Raw genomic sequence first — 18,040 nt, forward strand, 5'->3', positions numbered from 1 at the left:
GCGGCAACGGGACCGCTTATCCGCACCATTCGGAGTCGCCCCCATGAACCCTCATCGCAAGATCCGTTCGTCGCCCGCCCAGCGCCCCGGCATGAGCCGGCCGGTGCAGGGCGGGCTGTCTGTCGCGGCGCTGGTCGTCCTGCCGCTGCTCGCCGTCGGTGGCAGCGACAGCTTCCGGGCCGCGCTCGACTTCACCACCGGCGTCCTGTCGCTGGTCTCCCTGACCGCGTCGGTGGCCTGGGGCCTGACCGCCACCGACCGGCTGCTGCTCTCCACCCGCCACCGGTTGCTGGCCCAGGGCATCCACCGCGCGACGGCCACCGCCTCGCTCGGCTTCCTGCTGCTGCACGCCACCGTGAAGGTCTCGCTCGGTCACGTGGAGGCGATCGGCGCTTTCGTCCCCTTCGGTCTCGGCGTCGCCGGGACCGGCGGTCTCATCGGCCTCGGTTCGCTCGCCGGGCTGCTGATGGTGATCGCCGCCGCCACCGGCGCGCTGCGCAGCACCCTGGCGGGCCGCGGGCGTTTCGCCGCCCGCTGGCGGCCCCTGCACATGCTGGCGTACCCGGCCTGGTGCTTCGCCCTGATGCACGGCCTGTACACGGGCAGGCCGGCGGCCACCTGGGTCGTCACCATGTACTGCCTGGCCCTGGCCTCCGTCGGCGCGGCCGTCTCGCTGCGCCTGCTGCCCGCCCCGACCCAGCGTGCGCTGGTCGAGCGCCTCGCCGGCCTCCTCGCGTCGGTGGAGGGCCGCCCGCGCGTGTCCGAGGCCCCCAGCGGCCCTCCCGTCCGGCCGGAACGGGAGCAGAGCCCGCGCGAGGAGCCGCCCACGCTGTCCGCCGAGTGGCTGGATCGACCTGTTTCTCAGCCGTTTTTGAACACAGCCGTCTCTCCTCCCGTACCGCAGTTGTACGAGGCGGTTTCCGCGCCGCCGGTGGCCCCGGCTGCCCCGGTCCCCCCTGCCGGTGCCGGCTTCTCGGCCGCGTACCGCGCAGTGTCGCGGGCCACCACCCCGGCGCCGGACACCGCCTCGTACCCGACCGACCTCGGCGTCCCGTACGCCGAGCGCATACCCATGACCGAGGAGCTCCCCGTCATCCCCGATCCCACGCCCCGCCCCGGCTACTGGCCCGCTCCGTCGCCGCCGATGCCGACGTACTCCAGCCCGCCTCCGGCGGGTGAACCCTGGAACGCACCCGCAGGAGACCGCCCGTGAACGTCCCGCTCCCCGATGTCCCCGAGGTCCGCGTGGTCGGTCTGCCACAGCTCACCCAGGGCTTCGACCTGGTCGAGCGGCTGGGACTCGACATGCACCTGAAGGTGCACGGGCCGCTGGAGCCGATGGGCGGCGACCAACTCGCGCAGCTCGCCGACGACATATCCCTGACCGGGCGCGGGGGCGCCGCCTTTCCGTTCGGGCGCAAGCTGAGGGCCGTCGGCAAGGCGGCGATCCGCCGCGGGGTACGCCCCGTGGTGGTGGTCAACGGCAGTGAGGGCGAGCCCGCCTGCCGCAAGGACACGGTGCTGCTCAACCGGGCCCCGCACCTGATCCTGGACGGGGCGCTGCTGGCGGCCGAGGCGCTGGGCGCCCGGACGCTGATCGTCGCCGTCACCCGCAACTCCACGGAGATCTCCATCCGCTCCGCCCTGGCGGAGCGCGGCCTCTCCGACCGGCGCGGCCAGGCGCTGCGCGCGCGGGTCGTCCGCACCCCCGAGCGGATGGTCTCCGGCGAGGCCTCGTCGGTCATCCGGGCGGCGTCCGGCGGCCCGGCCCTGCCGGCGGGGCGCCGGGAGCGGGCCGCGGAGTCGGGCGTCGGAGGCGCGCCGACGCTGCTGTCGAACGCCGAGACGTTCGCGCAGCTGGCCATCGCCGCGCGGATCGGCCCGCGCCGCTACGGCCACAGCGGGCTCGACAGCGAGCCCGGCACGGTCATGCTGACGATCTCCGGGGCGGTCGCGCGTCCGATGGTGGTCGAGGTCCCGACGGGTGTCCCGCTGCGCTACGTGCTGCAGCTGGCCGGCGCCCCGCCGCTCCCCCAGGGCGTCCTCACCGGCGGCTACCACGGCAACTGGATCGACTCGGTCGCCGTTCACAACGCCACCGTCTCGCGTGCGTCGCTGTCGGCCGTCGGCGGCGCGCTGGGGGCCGGTGCGATCCTGCCCATCGGCCCGGAGACCTGCCCGCTCGGCGAGTCCCTGCGCGTCGCCAACTGGCTGGCGGCGGAGACGGCCGGCCAGTGCGGGCCCTGCCGCCTGGGCCTGCCCGCCGCGGCCGGCGGCCTGTCGGACCTACTGAACGGCGGCGGCCCGGCCGCGCTGGAGGCCCTGCGGGAGGTCACGCAGGCGGTGAAGGGCCGCGGAGCGTGCAAGCACCCGGACGGCTCGGCCCGCTTCTTCAACTCGACGCTCTCGGCGTTCACCGACGATCTGGCCGCGCACGTCCTCGACGGCGGCTGCGGCCGGCCGACGATCGGGGTGCTGCCCCTGCCGGCGCCCGGCTACCAGGACGCGGAGGAGTCGATTCCGAGCGGTGAGAAGCTCGCCGTCGACTGGACGCTGTGCCAGGGCCACGGGCTGTGCGCGGACATCGTGCCGGAGCTGATCAGACTGGGCCCGGACGGCTACCCGGCGCTCGCCGACGCGTCGGTGCCGATGCACCTGCGCGGCCGCGCCCAGCGGGCCGTACGCCGCTGCCCGGCGCTCGCGCTGCGCGTGGAGGCGGCCCCGGCCGAGCGCCCCGCCCTGCCGCCGGGCACCGGCCGCAAGGCGCTGGGGAGCGGCAAGGGCTGAGCCGCCGGCCCGGAACACGAAGAAGCGGGTCATCCGATTCGGATGACCCGCTTCTTCTTCACTGTGGAGCTAAGGAGAATTGAACTCCTGACCTCCTGCATGCCATGCAGGCGCTCTACCAACTGAGCTATAGCCCCTTGCTGTCCGCCGCCCCGTTCCGGGTTTCCCCCGCGGCGACAGACAGAACATTAACCGGCCTCCCGGGGGAACTACAAATCGTTTCCCGGGGCCCTCGGGGTGTCCGGTCCGTCGGGCCGCGTCGGGCGGCGCTGGCGGGGGCCGCGGGCCCGGGAGGATCGCCCGGACGGGACCCGGGGGGCGGCGGGTAGGGTCCCCCTCTGTGACCGCGTCCGTCCTCACCCGAACCCGTGCCCGTCAGTGGCCCCTCGCCACCGCCGCGGCGGTGTGCCTGTTCTCCTTCGCCGCCTTCTGGGTGGCCCAGCGCCTGGCCCACGTGAACATGCTCGACGTGATGGTCTACCGGGCCGAGGGGGAGACGGTCCGGGCGGGCGGCGACCTCTACGCGATGCGCGCCACCTCGGCGAACCTCGCCATGACCTATCCGCCCTTCGCCGGCCTGCTGTTCGTCCCGTTGACGCTGGTCGGCGTCCCGCTGATGCGGACCCTGACGACCGCGGGGAACCTCCTGCTGGTGGTCGCGCTGGTCCAGCTCTCGCTGCGACTGGTCCGGCCGTCCCTGTCGCGGACGGCCCTGTGGCGGGCGACGTTCCTGGTGGCCGCGGTCGTGGTCTGGTCGGAGCCGGTGTGGACGACGCTGCGGTACGGGCAGATCAACCTGCTCATCGCGGTCGCCGTGCTGTGGGACTTCACCCGGCGTGAGGGCAGCCGCTGGGCCGGGCTCGGGATCGGGCTCGCCACTGCGGTGAAGCTCACACCGGGTCTCTTCGTGGTCCTCCTGCTCATCGCCGGCTTCCTGCGGTGGCGCGGCGAGCGCGGCTGGAACCAGTGGCTCCGCACGGGGGTCACGGCGACCGGCGTCTTCCTCGGGATCACGCTGGCCAGCGCGCTGGCCCTGCCGCACGACGCGAAGCGGTTCTGGACCGAGACGCTCTTGGAGACCGGCCGCGTCGGTTTCGCCGAGGAGACCGCGAACCAGTCGCTGCGCGGGGTTCTCGCCCGGCTGATGCACACCGACGATCCCGGCATGTGGTGGGCGGCGACCGCGGCGGTCCTGGGCACGGTGGCGATGACGCTCGCGGTCCGGGCGGCGCTGCGCGGGGACACGGCGCTGGCCGTGGTGGTCTGCGCGGTCACCGCCCTGATGATCAGCCCCATCTCCTGGTCCCACCACTGGGTGTGGTGCGTCCCGCTGCTGATCCTGCTGGTGGACCGGCGGGCGCTGATACGGCCCGGGTGGACGGTGCCCGCGGTGGCGTTGGTGTTCGCGTCGTTCGCGCTGTGGTGGGTGCCGCACGACCCCGGTCGCCCCGAACTCGACCAGACCGCCGGCCAGATGCTGCTGTCGGGGGTCTACCCGCTGACCATGACGGCGCTCCTCGCGGGCTACGGCCTGGCGCGGTGGCGTCAGGCCGTGGCGAACGAGTAGAAGCGCTTGAGGGTGCAGTGCTCCTCCAGGAGCCGGCCGTAGATCGGCTCGCCCTCCAGCTCGCGGTAGGTCTCGATCGGGTCGCCTTTTATGATCAGCGCCCGTGCGCACTCCTCGCACCAGTACTGGTACTCGGTGTTGATCGGGTCCATGTCCCGGACGATGGGCGTACCGCTGCCGCACCAGTCGCACTTCCGCCTGTGTGCACCCATCACTCAGCTCCAGCTGTGGCCGCAGGACGTGCACACGAAGGACGTTCCGCCGTTGTCGCCGAGCATGTGGGCGATCCGGGCCGACCCGCAGGCGGGACAGCCGAGCAGGGCCTGCGCACCTTCGGCCCCGGTACGGTCCTCGACGGGATCTGCGACGGCATGGGCCTCGGAATCCTCGGCACCGCTCGCGGCCAACGCACACTCCCTCCCGTCCGGACCCTCGTCCCCCTCCGGCCGTCCCGATTCTGCCATGGCCCCGCAAGGGGGTCAGCGGGCTCGGCGGACCAGGGCCGTCGACGCGCCCAAGATCGAAGCCGCGGCCAGCGCGAGGGCGCACACCCAGAGCGCGTCGGCGGAGGCATGCGCCCCCGGCGTATGCGCGCGCCCGAGGAAGAGCGTGCCGAAGGTCGCCACGCCGATCAACTGCCCGAGCTGGGTCACGGTGGCGAGCAGACCGCTGGCGTCGGCCGCGTCCTCCGGGGCCACGGCTGCCAGGGCCCCGGTCAGGGCCGGGCTGAACGCCAGCGCGAGCCCGGCGCCCATGGCGCCCAGGGAGAGGTGGAGCCCCCAGCCTCCCTCGGCACCGCCGCCGAGGGAGGCCCCCAGGCCCAGCGCGGCGGCCGCGGCGAGCAGGAAGCCGCCGGTGACCAGGAATCGCTGCCCCCGGGCCGGCCAGCGCCGCCAGGTGAGCCCGACCGCGCCGAAGACCACGGCGGCCGGCGCGAAGGTGAGGCCGGCGCGCAGCGCGCTGTGTCCCAGGCCGCCCTGGAGGTGCAGGGTGAGAGTGAAGAGGAACCCGGCGTTGACCGCCATCGCCGCGGCGATCCGGACGGCTGCCCGGCCCATGCCGGGCAGGCGGAGGACGCGCGGGGCGACGAGCGGGGCGCCGCCGCGCCGGGCCAGCCTCGACTCGTGGCCGAGGAAGACCGCGAGGACGGCCCCGGAGGCTCCGAGGGAGAGCCAGGACCACAGCGGCCAGTCCTGCTCCTGACCGAGGACCAGCGGGACCGTGAGCAGCGTCACGGCGGCGGCGAGCAGGAGCAGCCCGGGCAGGTCGAGGGAGCGGGCGGGCGGGTGCCCGGCGGCGGCGTGGGAGTCGCGGGGCAGCACCCGGGCGCCCAGGACCAGCAGCACCAGCCCGATGGGCACGTTGACCAGGAAGACCGGCCGCCAGCTCGTGCCGAAGAGGTCGGCGCTGACCAGGATGCCGCCGAGCACCTGCCCGGCCGCGGCGCCGGTCGCCAGGACCGCGGCGTAGGCACCGAGGGCGCGCACCCGGCCCTCGCCGGTGAAGTTCCGCTGGATGAGGCTGAGCACCTGCGGGATCATCAGGGCCGCCGCCGCGCCCTGGACGAGCCGGAAGCCGATCAACTGGCCGGTGCCCGCGGCCAGTCCGCAGGCGAGCGAGGCCGCGGTGAAGAGGGCGAGTCCGCCGAGGTACGTCCTGCGGTGACCGAGCAGGGCGCCGAGACGTGCCCCGGTGATGAGCAACACCGCGTAGGAGATGGTGTATCCGGCGATGACGAGCTGGAGTCCGGCCCCGGAGGCGGAGAGTTCGCCGCGGATCGTGGGCGCGGCGACGTTGACGATGAAGACGTCGAGCAGGGCCATGAACTGGGCGGCGAGCACCACACCGAGCAGCAGCCCGGGTCGTTTGTCGGTGCCACCGTCTTTACTGAGTACGGGACGTGTCGTGGTCGTCGTCATGCCGAGAAGCCTGAAGGCACCGCGATACGGGTAACGAGAGCCCGCTGATGCTGGTACTGACAGCACCTGGCAGCGGCGGCACGGGGACTCGACCATGGGGGTGTGACGACTTTGACAGCACCGGCACGGCATCACCGCAGGCCTGAACTCGCGGCTTTCCTGCGCAGCCGCAGAGCCCGGGTGACCCCCGAGGACGTCGGCATGCCGCCGGGACTCCGCCGCCGCACGCCCGGCCTGCGCCGTGAGGAGGTCGCCCAGCTCTCCGGCGTCGGCGTCACCTGGTACACCTGGTTGGAGCAGGGCCGCCCGATCAACGCCTCGGCGCAGGTGCTCGACGCCGTGGCCCGTACGCTCCGGCTGGACCGGCCCGAGCGCGAGCACCTCTACCACCTGGCCGAGGTGCCGTACGCCCCCGACCGCTCCCCCGAGGACGTCGAGGTCGTCAGCCCCGAGATCCAGGGCATCCTCGACGCCCTGGTCCCGCACCCCGCGGTCGTCTACAACAGCCGGTACGACGTGCTGGCGACCAACTCCACGTACGACGCGCTGTTCCTGCCGGACGGCCGCGACCCGCTGGGCAACCCCCTCGGCGTCCGCAACGTGCTGTGGACGCTCTTCACCATCCCCGAGCCGTCCTGCCCGGTGGTCGACAAACGCGTCGAACTCCCCGTGATGGTGGCCCAGATGCGCGGGGCCTACGGCCGCCACGTCGGCGAGCCGGCCTGGGAGACGTTCGTCCGGCTGCTCTCGGAGGCCAGTCCGGACTTCGCCCGGCTCTGGCGCAGCGGCGATGTCGTCCCGCCCGGGACCCGGGTGAAGACCTTCCGCCACGACCTCGTGGGCGAGGTCAGGATGACGTCGGTCTCCCTGTCGATCAACGGGATGCCGGAGTGCCGCATCGTCACGTACACCCCGAACGACGAGGAGAGCCGCCACGCGATCGAGATCCTGCGGGCCGCGAAGGAGGGAACGGCCGGGGACGTGGGGAAACGACGAATCCCGCCCCCTGGTGGGGACGGGATTCGGTGACTGTGGAGCTAAGGAGAATTGAACTCCTGACCTCCTGCATGCCATGCAGGCGCTCTACCAACTGAGCTATAGCCCCTCGTGTTCTTCGCGCTCCGCGCTGCGAACAAGAAGAACTCTAGCCTGTGACCTGCCGGAAAGTGAAATCCGGGGCGGCCGGGGCTCAGTCGTCGTCGCCGAGCACCGGTTCCGGCAGCGTGCCGGCGTTGTGCTCCAGGAGCCGCCAGCCACGGGCACCCTCGCCGAGGACGGACCAGCAGCAGTTGGTGAGGCCGCCCAGACCCTCCCAGTGATGGGCCTCCAGGCCCAGCAGCCGGCCGATGGTGGTGCGGATCGTGCCGCCGTGGCTCACCACGACGAGCGTGCCGCCCTCCGGCAGCTTGTCCGCGTGCTCCAGGACCACCGGAGCGGCGCGGTCGGCGACCTCGGTCTCCAGCTCCCCGCCGCCCCGGCGCACGGGCTCACCACGCTTCCAGGCGGCGTACTGCTCCCCGTGGCGCGTCACGATCTCGTCGTGGGTCAGCCCCTGCCACTCCCCCGCGTACGTCTCGCGCAGGGCGGAGTCGTACGCGACGGTGTGGCCGGTGAGGGAGGCGAGCTCCGCCGCGGTGGCCGCCGCGCGCTGCAGGTCCGAGGCGATGATCGCGTCCGGCTTCAGCGAGGCCAGCAGCCGGGCGGACCTGCGGGCCTGGGCCACGCCGGTCTCGGTCAGCTCGATGTCCGTGGAGCCCTGGAAGCGGCGCTCCAGGTTCCAGGAGGTCTGGCCGTGCCGCCACAGGACGATCCGGCGGCCCGTGCCGCCCTTGGTGCCGTTCAGCTCAGCTCACCGTCCGCTCCGTCGGCACCGGTGAGGCGGGCGTGCTCCTCGGCCTTGCCGCGGGTCTTCAGGGCGTCCTCGGGCAGCGGGAGCTCGGGGCAGTCCTTCCAGAGCCGCTCCAGGGCGTAGAAGACGCGCTCCTCGCTGTGCTGGACGTGGACGACGATGTCGACGTAGTCCAGGAGGATCCAGCGGGCGTCGCGGTCGCCCTCGCGGCGCACCGGCTTGGCGCCGAGCTCCTTGTTCAGGCGCTCCTCGATCTCGTCGACGATCGACTTGACCTGGCGGTCGTTGGGCGCGGAGGCGAGCAGGAAGGCGTCGGTGATCGACAGCACATCACTGACGTCGTACGCGATGATGTCGTGCGCGAGCCGGTCGGCCGCCGCCTGGGCGGCGGCGTTGACGAGCTCGATGGAGCGATCCGTAGCGGTCACAAGCAGGCTTTCGTCGGCGGTCTGAGTCACCCCAAGGGTCTCACGTACCGCCGACCGCCCCGCAAACCATTACCCGGGCGCCCCTCGCGTCGCCCCTCCGGACGCTACGAGGGCCGCTTCGGGATCTTGTAGTCCTCGCCCAGCACCACGGTCACGTCGGCGCTTCCGGCGGCCTTGCCCTTCTTCACGGCACCGGCCGGCAGGCCCAGGGTCTTGGCGACCTCGGCGGCGGTCGCCTTGCGGGCGTCGTCGCCGTACACGACCTGCGACGTCGCCGCGGTCTCCGCCTTCGCGGCGCCGACGAAGGAGAAGCCTCCGTTGATCAGCACGATGCGGGCCGCCTCGGTCGCGTCCTCCTTGCCGGTGGCGTTGCGCAGCGAGACCCGGGCCGCGGCGCCCTGCTCGGGTGCGCTGACCTTTCCGCCGAGGATGTCCTTCACCACGCTGTCGCCGGTCCCGTCGGCCAGCGAGCCGTCCTGGGCGACCGGCAGCAGCGCCGTCTTGTAGTCGCCGCCCTTGGCGTGCTCGGCCAGCTTGGCCAGCGAGGCGCCGAGGTCCTTCTCCGGGAGCGAGGGGTCGAGGATCTGGGCGAGCGTCTCGATGGTGACCGTGGCCGCCTTCGGGTCGTCCGACATCTTCCGCAGCACGCCGTAGAGGACCTGGCCGAAGCGCTGGAGCTGCTTGGCGTCGGCCTCGCCGGGCGCCCGGTAGGTGGCGTAGGCGACGGCGGCGCGACCGTTGAGCGTCTGGTTCTCGCCCTTGGCGACGAGCGGCTCCTCGCCCTTCTTGGCGGCGGGCACCTCGGCGTCGGTGGTGATGTCGATGTTGCTGACCAGCTCGACCAGGTTCTCCAGGTACGGGGTGTCGAGCCGCCACGTGCCGGTGATCTTGGCGCCGAGGAGGTTGCCGATCGCCTCGCGCGTGCCGCTGGAGCCGTCGTCCTCGACGGACTTCCCGAGTGTGGTGGCGGAGCCCTCGTCGTCCGCGACCGAGAGGGCGTTCGGCAGCAGGACGGTGGTGCCCTGCTTGGTGGTGGCGTTGTTCACCAGGAGGGCGGTGGAGGTGCCGCCGCCCTTCGTGTCGTGCAGGTGGACGACGATCGTGTCGCGCTTCTGCGGTCCGGTCGCGGTGTTCTGCTTCTGCTCCTCGCCGGACATGCCGGGGAGCTTGCCCTCGGACCACAGGTAGCCGACGCCGCCGACGACGACCAGCGCGAGGACGACGACCAGGGCGACGACCCGGTTGCGGCCCTTGCGCCTGGCCTCCTCGCGCCGCTCCGAGCGGCTCTCGGTGAACTTCAGCCAGTCGATGACGTCTTCGGAGTCCTCGTCGGGCTCCTCGATGAAGGAGAACTGCTCGGTGCGGTAGTCGCGCCCGTCGCCGTCCTGCTCGGGCGCGGGGCGCTGGCCCGGCACTCCGGCGGGCGCGGCGACCGGTGCGGCCGGACGCGGGGTCTGGGGCGGCGCGGCGGGAGCCTCGGCCTGCACGGCCCACTGCTGCCCGGTGTCGTACTGCTGCCCGGTGTCGTACCCGGTGGTGCCGTAGTCCTGCCGGGGCTGCTGCGCGTGCTGCTGCTGCGCCTGCCCGTAGGGGTCGTACGGCTGCTGGGGCTGCTGCTGGACCGGCCGGCCGTAGGCGTCGTACCCGTAGCCCTGCTGCTGGGCGTACGGGTCGTAGTGCTGCTGCTGCGGTGGCTGGGCCTGCTGCGGGACCTGCTGGTACACCGGTTGCCCGTACTCGTCGTAGCCGACGATCTGCGGCTGCGGGTAGTACGGGTCGTACGGGTTCTGTCGGTCGTTCACCGGTGGCCCTCTCCGCTCACTCGCCGCGGTACAACTGGCGCTTGTCGATGTAGCGCACCACGCCGTCCGGGACCAGATACCAGACGGGATCGCCCTGCGCGACTCTCAGCCTGCAGTCGGTGGAGGAGATCGCGAGTGCCGGGATCTCGACCAGCGAGACCCCGCCCTTGGGCAGGCCGTCGTCCGTGAGGTCGTGGCCCGGGCGGGTGACGCCGATGAAGTGGGCGAGCGAGAAGAGCTCCTCGGCGTCCCGCCAGGTGAGGATCTGCGACAGCGCGTCGGCCCCCGTGATGAAGAAGAGGTCCGAGTCGCTGTTGAGAGAGCTCAGATCCCGCAGCGTGTCGATGGTGTACGTCGCCCCGCCCCGGTCGATGTCGATACGGCTGACCGAGAACTGCGGGTTGGACGCCGTGGCGATGACCGTCATCAGGTAGCGGTCCTCGGCGGCCGACACCGCCTTGTGGCTCTTCTGCCACGGCTGCCCGGTCGGCACGAACACCACCTCGTCGAGGTGGAACAGGGCGGCCACCTCGCTGGCGGCCACCAGGTGTCCGTGATGGATCGGGTCGAACGTCCCGCCCATCACCCCGAGTCGGCGCTTGCCGCGGCTGCCAGTAGGCACTTCCTGCTCTCCCATGCGTGCAGAGCCTACTGGCACGGCGGCGGAGCCCCGGATCCGAGGTCGACGGCTCAGCGGTCGCGGTTGAACCGGGTGGTGATCCACAGCAGCAGGAGCAGCGCGCCGAAGGCGCCGAAACCGGTGAGGTAGGGGCTGAGGCTTTCGTGGTTGCCACCGTGCTCGGCGCCCTCGGCGAGCGTGACCAGGTTGGCGGCGGTGCTGTGGAGGCTCATCTTCAACAGGACCTATCGATCGGGGATGGGAGCGGAGACTTCGCGCACACATCGTATGCGGGCGGTCCGGGCACGCTCACGCCGACTCAGTCGTTGGCGTTGTCGTCCTCGTTGTTGCGGTAGCCGCGCAGCAGGAACCAGGCGAGCAGCACCGCACCGAGGATCGAGACGAGCAGGACGATCCGGAGCGTGTCGCCCGCCCCCTGCTGTTCGGTGGCGACGGAGAGCAGTACGGCGGCGTCCGGCATGTCGGTTGTGCTCCTCGGTCGTCCACTTGCCCGGAGTTATCCACAGGCTCCCGCACACCGTAGCCCCAGCACCTAGTCTGGGTTTCGGCAGGGGGACGAGCAGGTCTCGTACGAACAGGGGGCACCCATGACCGAGAACCATCAGGAGAACGTGCCGAGCAGGCAGCGCAGGCGATTCACCGGCATCTCCTCGCGGGCCTACGAACACCCCGCGGACCGCTCTGCGCTTGTCGCGCTGCGCAAGCTGACCGGCTTCGACACCGTCTTCAAGGCGCTGAGCGGACTGCTTCCCGAGCGCAGCCTGCGGCTGCTCTTCCTCTCCGACTCCGTTCGGGTGAGCGACGCCCAGTTCTCGCACCTCAACGACATGCTGAGGGACGCCTGTTACATCCTGGACCTGGAGAAGGTCCCGCCGATGTACGTCACGCAGGACCCGAAGCCGAACGCCATGTGCATCGGCCTGGACGAGCCCATCATCGTGGTGACCACCGGGCTGGTGGAGCTGCTCGACGAGGAGGAGATGCGGGCGGTCGTCGGCCACGAGGTCGGCCACGCCCTCTCCGGCCACGCGGTGTACCGCACCATCCTGCTGTTCCTCACCAGCCTCGCGGTGAAGATCGCCTGGATCCCGCTGGGCAATGTCGCGATCCTCGCGATCGTGACGGCGCTGCGGGAGTGGTTCCGCAAGTCGGAGCTGTCCGCCGACCGGGCCGGACTGCTGGCCGGCCAGGACCTCCAGGCGTCGATGCGGGGGCTGATGAAGATAGCCGGCGGCAACCACCTGCACGAGATGAACGTGGACGCGTTCCTCGCGCAGGCGGACGAGTACGAGAAGGGCGGGGACCTGCGCGACTCCGTCCTGAAGATCCTCAACGTGCTGCCCCGGACGCACCCCTTCACCACGGTCCGCGCGGCCGAGGTGAAGAAGTGGTCCGAGAGCCGCGACTACCAGCGGATCATGGACGGCCACTACCCGCGCCGCACGGAGGACAAGGACACCTCGGTGACCGACTCCTTCCGCGAGTCGGCCGGGCACTACGCCGAGTCCGTGCGCACGAGCAAGGATCCGCTGATGAAGCTGGTCGGCGACATAGCCGGCGGCGCGGGCGACCTCGCGGGCGACCTGGGCGGCAAGCTGCGCAGCCGCTTCGGCGGCGGCTCCGGCGGAAGCGGCGCCGACGCCGAGGGCAAGGACGGCGACGCGGGCAAGGGTGAGGCGGGCAGGACCGAGGGCTGAGCCTGCCCCAGGACGTGGGGCAGGCCGAGCACCGGCCGTGCGGGCCTCCCCCACCCTCGGAGCGAGCCGGAGTGCCGGTGGTGCGGGCCCTGACGGCCCGGGCGACGGGGTCGCGGCAGTGGCGGCTCGCACGGCCCGAGCGGGTGGGCGCCGCCGCCGGTCAGGGAGCCTCACCGCCCCGGCGCGCCCTCACGGCCCGTGCGAGGGCGCGTGGCACTGGTCGGCGCTCGGGGTCAGAGTGCGGGTTGCGCGTTCGGGGCCAGAGTTCCGCAGAGCGGTGAGACGGCGTCCCGGTCCGAGGCGTACGGGTCGGTGACCGCCGGATCGCCCGTCGCGGAGGTCAGCTCGCCGGCCAGCATCGGCCGGAGGGCTCCGGAGGTGTCGGCACCGCAGGCCTGTGGGCCTGCCTGGACGGTGCTGGTCAGCAGTTCGGCGCGGTGCATCCGCAGGTCCTCCCGGTCGAAGCGGAAGTGCATCTGACGGTGCACGGTGAAGAGCGAGGCCTGGGCCGTGGGGCCGGCGCCCGAGGAAGCGGGGCGCAGGGCGTAGGTGAAGGTGTGGTCCGACGTCACGTCCAGGGTGTCCGTGTCCGTCTCCGCGAAGTGGAGGGTGCCCTCGACCCGTGGCGCGGGGCCCGCCAGGACCACCTTGGCCGGGTCGAAGCGGACGAGCCAGCCGGCGACCGCGTGCCGGCCGTCGTCCAGCGGCGACTCGACGCTCCGGTCGAACTGCTCCAGATGGTCGGGGTCGATCAGCAGCCGGGCCGGGCGGACGGTCTGTCCGGACAGCACGTCGGGCTCCAGGGACGACGCGACGAGGTAGTCCTTGGCGATGGACAGCGCGGTCACCACCTGGCCTTCGGAGAAGTGGGTCGTACGTCCCACCGTCGGGAGGTTGATGCCGGAGGCACCGGTGCGGTACTCGGCGGCCGGGCTGTGCGCGAAGAGCTGGGCGGGCTCGCCGCCGGGCACCCGGCCCTGGGGGGCCAGGCGGATCAGGGTGGTCCGCGTGGTCTCGGCCCGGCGGTCGGCGGGCGGCTGGTACGGGTTGCGGACGCCGAGGTAGATGGCGGTTCCGAAGGCGAGGAGGATCAGGAGGACCAGCATCACGGCCTGCCGGGAGCCACCGCCTCTGGACTCCCAGCCGGGGCGGTCGCGTACGGCCTGGGCGTGTTCGCCCATCCGCTCCTGTGCGGAGAATTCCTGGAGCCGGGCAGCACGGACGAACGACTCGTCGAAGACGACGGATCGGTACTCGTCCTCACCACCGCCGGGGACTCCCTCGGGGTTCCCCTCAGGCGGGTCGCCACGCCCTGCCATACCTTCAGAGTAGGTCCGATAAAGCCCCGGTAAACGCCGAGGTACACGACAACTTCCGAATAATTCACACGGTCGGACCGGTCGCTGGGCCGGGCGCCGTACCGGGGGCTCAGGGGGTGCGGGGAACCGCCGGGACCGGCGCCGCCGAGGCGGAGGGGGCGGCGCCCGCGGGAGGCTCGGCGCGCGGCTTGTCGATGCCGCTGGTCGCGGGGGCGGGGATCCGGTCCTGGCGGTTGGCCGAGGCGCCCCGGTAGACCGCCGAGAAGGCGAGGGCGACCATGCCGACGCCCATGACGAGCGCGAGGACCCAGGCGACGGGGCGGTGCCAGCGGGCGGAGGGCCGGTAGGGGCGCAGGGCGCCGCCGTGGCGGCCGTAGGGCCCGGATTCGCCGTACGGGTCGTCGTCGTCGCCGTAGCGGCTCATGAAGGCGCCGGAGGGGTCGTGGCCGTCCTCGTAGAGGTCGTCCTCGGCGGATCCCCGGCCGGCCCTGGCCCGGGCGGCCTCGGCCTCGGCACGGGCCTGCGCGGCGGCGAGAAGCCGCTCCACCGCGGTGGGCTCGTGCACCTCGGCAGCTCGTACGAAGTCCTCGTCGAAGACCACGGTGGCGAAGTCGTCGTCCGCGCCCCCGCGGTCGTCGTCGGGCTCCCAGCCGTCCTGGAACGGCTTGCCCCCCACGTCGTCCGGCACGTTTGTCAGAGTAGACCGGAGAGGTGGGTTTGGGCAGGGAGAGTGCGAAGCATCCCCACCCGTCCGGTCCCCCGTGGGCGTCGCGCGGGCGACGCCGAACGGGGGAATCGGGGCTTACCGCGTGTGACCGTCGCCGGTCACGATGTACTTCGTCGAGGTCAGCTCCGGCAGGCCCATCGGGCCGCGCGCATGGAGCTTCTGCGTCGAGATGCCGATCTCGGCGCCGAATCCGAACTGACCGCCGTCGGTGAATCGGGTGGACGCGTTGACGGCGACGGTGGTCGAGTCGACCAGCTGGGTGAAGCGGCGGGCCGCGGCCTGCGAGGTGGTGACGATGGCCTCGGTGTGCCCGGAGGACCAGAGCCGGATGTGCTCGACCGCCTTGTCGAGCGAGTCCACCACGGCGGCGGCGATGTCGTAGGAGAGGTACTCGGTCTCCCAGTCCTCGGGGGTCGCGGGGACGACGGTGGCCTTGGAGCCCTCGGCGTGGGCGAGGACGCGCTCGTCGGCGTGGACGGTGACGCCGGCGGCGGCGAGGGCGTCGAGGGCCCGCGGCAGGAAGGCCGCGGCGACGTCCTGGTGGACCAGGAGGGTCTCGGCGGCGTTGCAGACGCTGGGGCGCTGGGCCTTGGAGTTGATCAGGATGTCGACGGCCATGTCGAGGTCGGTCTGGGCGTCGACGTAGACGTGGCAGTTGCCGGTGCCGGTCTCGATGACCGGGACGGTGGACTCCTCGACGACCGTGCGGATCAGGGAGGCGCCGCCGCGCGGGATCAGGACGTCGACCAGGCCGCGGGCCCGCATCAGCTCGCGGACGGACTCGCGGGACTCGCCGGGCACGAGCTGGATGGCGGCGGCGGGCAGGCCGGCGCCGCCGATCGCGTCGCGCAGGACCTTCACCAGGGCGGTGTTGGAGGAGTAGGCGGAGGAGGAGCCGCGCAGCAGGACGGCGTTGCCGGACTTCAGGCACAGGGCCGCCGCGTCGACGGTCACGTTCGGGCGGGCCTCGTAGATGATGCCGACGACGCCGAGCGGGACGCGGACCTGGCGGAGGTCGATGCCGTTGGGGAGGGTGGAGCCGCGGACGACCTCACCGACCGGGTCGGGCAGGGCGGCGACGTCGCGGACGTCCGCGGCGATGGCCCGCACCCGCTCCGGGGTGAGGGTGAGCCGGTCGATGACGGACTCGCTGGTGCCGGCCTCGCGGGCGCGGGCGACGTCCTCGGCGTTGGCCTCGACGATCTCGGCGGCACGGACCTCGAGGGCGTCGGCGATCGCCAGCAGGGCGTCGTCCTTGGCCGCGCGCGGAAGTGGCGCGATTTCGGCGGCGGCGGCGCGGGCCCGGTAAGCGGCCTGGGCGACCGGGGAGAGGTTGTCGAGGGGCGTGAGCGAGGTCATGTCCGCAGGGTACTGGCAGCCCTGCGGACATCCCTCACGTATCCCGTACTCCGAGACATCTCCGTGGACGGAGCAGGTCCCGGCCGTGGGGGCCCGGCTCAGTAGGGGTGGACACCCACCGGGGCGGCCGGCGGCGGTCCGTAGCCCTCGGCGATCCGCAGGTGGTAGGTCTCGCGGTCGATGACCTCGAGGCCGACGATCTCCCAGGGCGGCAGCTTGGCGCTCTGCCGGTGCTCGCCCCACAGTCTCAGCGCGACGGCGGCGGCGTCGTGCAGGTCGCGGGCCTCTTCCCAGTACCGGATCTCGGCGTGATCGTTGGCGTAGCGGCTGGTCAGCAGGAAGGGATGGTCGTGGGCCAGCTGCTCGAGGCCGCGCCGGACCTCCTTCAGCGGGGCTTCCGCCCCCGAGACGCTGAGGGTGATGTGCCAGAGCTTGGACACCACCCGCTCCTCGCCGCGTGCCTCACGTGTCTCGGTCGCCTGCCCGGCGTCGAAGTCGGCTCCGGCCTCGACACTGGTCAGGGCGCGTTCGGCAGCCCCGCGGGGCGGTGCCCCTGGGCGCGCTCGTCTCACCGGCGGCCTCCTGTTGTGATGCGTGTGGTGCTGTACCCCGCCCTGTCTTGTCCCCGAGACAAAGTTGACCAGCCCGAGGCGGTGCATGGGGCGGTTTTGGTGAAGGTCTCTGTCGGATGGCCGGTCTTTCGGCCGTTTCCGCCCCGGATCACCACGGAATCGGAGACGGATCACCACGGAATCGACCGTGGATCACCACTCGCTCAGGACGGGAGGACCACCAGGTCGTCGCGGTGGACGACCTCGCGTTCGTACTCCGGTCCGAGCTCCTTGGCGAGCTCGGGGGTGGAGCGGCCGAGCATCCGGGGGATCTCCTTGGCGTCGAAGTTGACGAGCCCGCGGGCGACGGCGCGGCCGTCGGTGTCCCGCAGCTCGACCGGGTCGCCCGCGACGAACTCGCCCTCGACGGCGGCGATCCCGGCCGCGAGCAGGGACTTCTTGCCGTCGACGACGGCGCGCACGGCGCCGGCGTCCAGGGTCAGGGAGCCCTGCGGGGTGGACGCGTGGGCGAGCCAGAGGAGACGGTCCGCGGAGCGTCGGCCGGTGCGGTGGAAGCAGGTGCCGGTGTCGCGGCCCGCGAGGGCGTCGGCGGCGCGGCTGGCCGAGGTGAGGACGACGGGGATGCCGGCGGCGGCGGCGATCCGGGCGGCCTCGACCTTGGTGACCATGCCTCCCGTGCCGACGCCCGCCTTGCCGGCCGAGCCGATCTCGACGTGGGCGATGTCGGCGGGGCCGGCGACCTCGGCGATCCGCGACGTGCCGGGCCTGGCGGGGTCGCCGTCGTAGAGCCCGTCGACGTCCGAGAGCAGCACGAGCAGGTCGGCGCGGACGAGGTGGGCGACGAGGGCGGCGAGGCGGTCGTTGTCGCCGAAGCGGATCTCGTCGGTGGCGACGGTGTCGTTCTCGTTGACGATCGGCAGGGCCCCCATGGTGAGGAGCTGGTCCAGGGTCCGGTACGCGTTGCGGTAGTGGGCGCGGCGGCTGGTGTCGTCGGTGGTGAGGAGCACCTGGCCGACCCGGACGCCGTAGCGCGCGAAGGAGGCGGTGTACCGGGCGACGAGGAGCCCCTGCCCGACGCTGGCGGCGGCCTGCTGGCGTGCCAGGTCCTTGGGGCGGCGGGCGAGGCCGAGGGGGGCGAGACCGGCGGCGATGGCGCCGGAGGAGACCAGCACGATCTCCTTCTCGCCGCCGCTGCGGACCTTGGCGAGGACGTCGACGAGGGCGTCGACGCGGTCGGCGTCGAGGCCTCCGGAGGCGGTGGTCAGTGAGGACGAACCGACTTTGACGACGATCCGTCGGGCTTCCGTCACGTACTGCCTTGCCACTGTCACCTGCGTCGTCCTCACTCGGATGTCCCCTCGCGCCGCGCACGCC

19 protein-coding genes and 2 tRNA genes are annotated in these 18,040 nt (G+C 72.5%); 5 read left to right on the forward strand and 16 right to left on the reverse strand.

Annotated elements, in window-relative coordinates:
- Window positions 1-43 precede the first annotated feature (43 nt).
- Together ACGFZF_RS03905 and ACGFZF_RS03910 are read left to right on the forward strand one after the other, a co-directional pair.
- Window positions 44-1,213 carry a hypothetical protein gene (locus tag ACGFZF_RS03905; RefSeq protein ID WP_393550906.1) on the forward strand — a complete coding sequence of 390 codons (1,170 nt, stop codon included), beginning with the start codon at window positions 44-46 and terminating at the stop codon, window positions 1,211-1,213.
- On the forward strand, window positions 1,210-2,787 hold the full coding sequence (locus ACGFZF_RS03910; protein ID WP_356598715.1) for an NADH-ubiquinone oxidoreductase-F iron-sulfur binding region domain-containing protein: 1,578 nt from the start codon (window positions 1,210-1,212) through the stop codon (window positions 2,785-2,787). The genes ACGFZF_RS03905 and ACGFZF_RS03910 overlap by 4 nt, the downstream gene beginning before the upstream one ends.
- Before the next feature lie 64 nt (window positions 2,788-2,851).
- Here the strand turns inward: ACGFZF_RS03910 and ACGFZF_RS03915 are convergent.
- Window positions 2,852-2,924, reverse strand: a tRNA-Ala gene (locus tag ACGFZF_RS03915).
- A 203-nt stretch (window positions 2,925-3,127) separates the two neighbouring features.
- Between ACGFZF_RS03915 and ACGFZF_RS03920 the strand changes: the two genes are divergently transcribed.
- Window positions 3,128-4,354 (forward strand): glycosyltransferase 87 family protein, encoded by a 1,227-nt coding sequence (locus ACGFZF_RS03920; RefSeq protein ID WP_393550907.1) that lies wholly within the window; start codon window positions 3,128-3,130, stop codon window positions 4,352-4,354.
- Here ACGFZF_RS03920 and ACGFZF_RS03925 read toward each other — a convergent pair.
- The 3 genes from ACGFZF_RS03925 to ACGFZF_RS03935 all read right to left on the reverse strand — a co-directional run bounded on the left by ACGFZF_RS03925 (window position 4,333) and on the right by ACGFZF_RS03935 (window position 6,273).
- A complete protein-coding gene (locus tag ACGFZF_RS03925) occupies window positions 4,333-4,566 on the reverse strand; it encodes a hypothetical protein (protein ID WP_147977981.1) in 234 nt (77 codons plus the stop codon). The genes ACGFZF_RS03920 and ACGFZF_RS03925 overlap by 22 nt on opposite strands.
- Window positions 4,567-4,569: 3 nt before the next feature.
- Complete coding sequence (locus tag ACGFZF_RS03930) at window positions 4,570-4,761, reverse strand: hypothetical protein (RefSeq protein ID WP_393550908.1); 192 nt, start codon at window positions 4,759-4,761, stop codon at window positions 4,570-4,572.
- 72 nt (window positions 4,762-4,833) lie between these two features.
- Entirely contained in the window at window positions 4,834-6,273 is a 1,440-nt protein-coding gene (locus tag ACGFZF_RS03935) for an MFS transporter (protein WP_393550909.1), read from the reverse strand.
- A 102-nt stretch (window positions 6,274-6,375) separates the two neighbouring features.
- On the opposite strand from ACGFZF_RS03935, the gene ACGFZF_RS03940 reads away from it, so the two are divergent.
- Window positions 6,376-7,302: a helix-turn-helix transcriptional regulator gene (locus ACGFZF_RS03940; RefSeq protein ID WP_393550910.1), complete on the forward strand. Its 927-nt coding sequence runs from the start codon at window positions 6,376-6,378 to the stop codon at window positions 7,300-7,302.
- 3 nt (window positions 7,303-7,305) lie between these two features.
- Here ACGFZF_RS03940 and ACGFZF_RS03945 read toward each other — a convergent pair.
- The 7 genes from ACGFZF_RS03945 to ACGFZF_RS03975 all read right to left on the reverse strand — a co-directional run bounded on the left by ACGFZF_RS03945 (window position 7,306) and on the right by ACGFZF_RS03975 (window position 11,452).
- Window positions 7,306-7,378 (reverse strand) — tRNA-Ala (locus ACGFZF_RS03945).
- An 84-nt stretch (window positions 7,379-7,462) separates the two neighbouring features.
- Entirely contained in the window at window positions 7,463-8,116 is a 654-nt protein-coding gene (locus tag ACGFZF_RS03950; protein ID WP_393551013.1) for a histidine phosphatase family protein, read from the reverse strand.
- Entirely contained in the window at window positions 8,113-8,550 is a 438-nt protein-coding gene (gene rsfS / locus ACGFZF_RS03955; protein ID WP_147977985.1) for a ribosome silencing factor, read from the reverse strand. The genes ACGFZF_RS03950 and rsfS overlap by 4 nt, the downstream gene beginning before the upstream one ends.
- 104 nt (window positions 8,551-8,654) lie before the next feature.
- Complete coding sequence (locus ACGFZF_RS03960; protein WP_393550911.1) at window positions 8,655-10,352, reverse strand: LCP family protein; 1,698 nt, start codon at window positions 10,350-10,352, stop codon at window positions 8,655-8,657.
- Window positions 10,353-10,368: 16 nt separating this feature from the next.
- Window positions 10,369-10,989, reverse strand: coding sequence for a nicotinate-nucleotide adenylyltransferase (gene nadD / locus ACGFZF_RS03965; RefSeq protein WP_393550912.1), 621 nt, complete (start codon window positions 10,987-10,989; stop codon window positions 10,369-10,371).
- A 53-nt stretch (window positions 10,990-11,042) separates the two neighbouring features.
- Window positions 11,043-11,204 carry a hypothetical protein gene (locus tag ACGFZF_RS03970; protein ID WP_187282665.1) on the reverse strand — a complete coding sequence of 54 codons (162 nt, stop codon included), beginning with the start codon at window positions 11,202-11,204 and terminating at the stop codon, window positions 11,043-11,045.
- Between the two features lie 86 nt (window positions 11,205-11,290).
- Window positions 11,291-11,452 carry a hypothetical protein gene (locus ACGFZF_RS03975; protein ID WP_393550913.1) on the reverse strand — a complete coding sequence of 54 codons (162 nt, stop codon included), beginning with the start codon at window positions 11,450-11,452 and terminating at the stop codon, window positions 11,291-11,293.
- Between the two features lie 127 nt (window positions 11,453-11,579).
- Here ACGFZF_RS03975 and ACGFZF_RS03980 point away from each other — a divergent pair, with 127 nt between their 5' ends.
- Complete coding sequence (locus tag ACGFZF_RS03980; RefSeq protein ID WP_393550914.1) at window positions 11,580-12,689, forward strand: M48 family metallopeptidase; 1,110 nt, start codon at window positions 11,580-11,582, stop codon at window positions 12,687-12,689.
- Between the two features lie 233 nt (window positions 12,690-12,922).
- Here ACGFZF_RS03980 and ACGFZF_RS03985 read toward each other — a convergent pair whose 3' ends face one another.
- From ACGFZF_RS03985 to proB, 5 genes are all read right to left on the reverse strand, one after another.
- Window positions 12,923-14,008: a hypothetical protein gene (locus ACGFZF_RS03985; protein ID WP_393550915.1), complete on the reverse strand. Its 1,086-nt coding sequence runs from the start codon at window positions 14,006-14,008 to the stop codon at window positions 12,923-12,925.
- Window positions 14,009-14,117: 109 nt separating this feature from the next.
- The gene (locus ACGFZF_RS03990; RefSeq protein WP_393550916.1) at window positions 14,118-14,696 is read right to left on the reverse strand and encodes a hypothetical protein; all 579 of its coding nucleotides are present in this window, start codon (window positions 14,694-14,696) and stop codon (window positions 14,118-14,120) included.
- A gap of 114 nt (window positions 14,697-14,810) precedes the next feature.
- Window positions 14,811-16,094, reverse strand: a complete 1,284-nt coding sequence (locus tag ACGFZF_RS03995; protein WP_393550917.1) for a glutamate-5-semialdehyde dehydrogenase — start codon at window positions 16,092-16,094, stop codon at window positions 14,811-14,813.
- Window positions 16,095-16,192: 98 nt separating this feature from the next.
- Window positions 16,193-16,666, reverse strand: coding sequence for a hypothetical protein (locus ACGFZF_RS04000; RefSeq protein WP_147977990.1), 474 nt, complete (start codon window positions 16,664-16,666; stop codon window positions 16,193-16,195).
- 203 nt (window positions 16,667-16,869) lie between these two features.
- Window positions 16,870-17,997 carry a glutamate 5-kinase gene (gene proB / locus ACGFZF_RS04005; RefSeq protein WP_393550918.1) on the reverse strand — a complete coding sequence of 376 codons (1,128 nt, stop codon included), beginning with the start codon at window positions 17,995-17,997 and terminating at the stop codon, window positions 16,870-16,872.
- Window positions 17,998-18,040 lie beyond the last annotated feature (43 nt).

The organism is Streptomyces sp. NPDC048338 (genome assembly GCF_043201055.1).
In the GTDB taxonomy this organism is placed as follows: Bacteria; Actinomycetota; Actinomycetes; order Streptomycetales; family Streptomycetaceae; genus Streptomyces.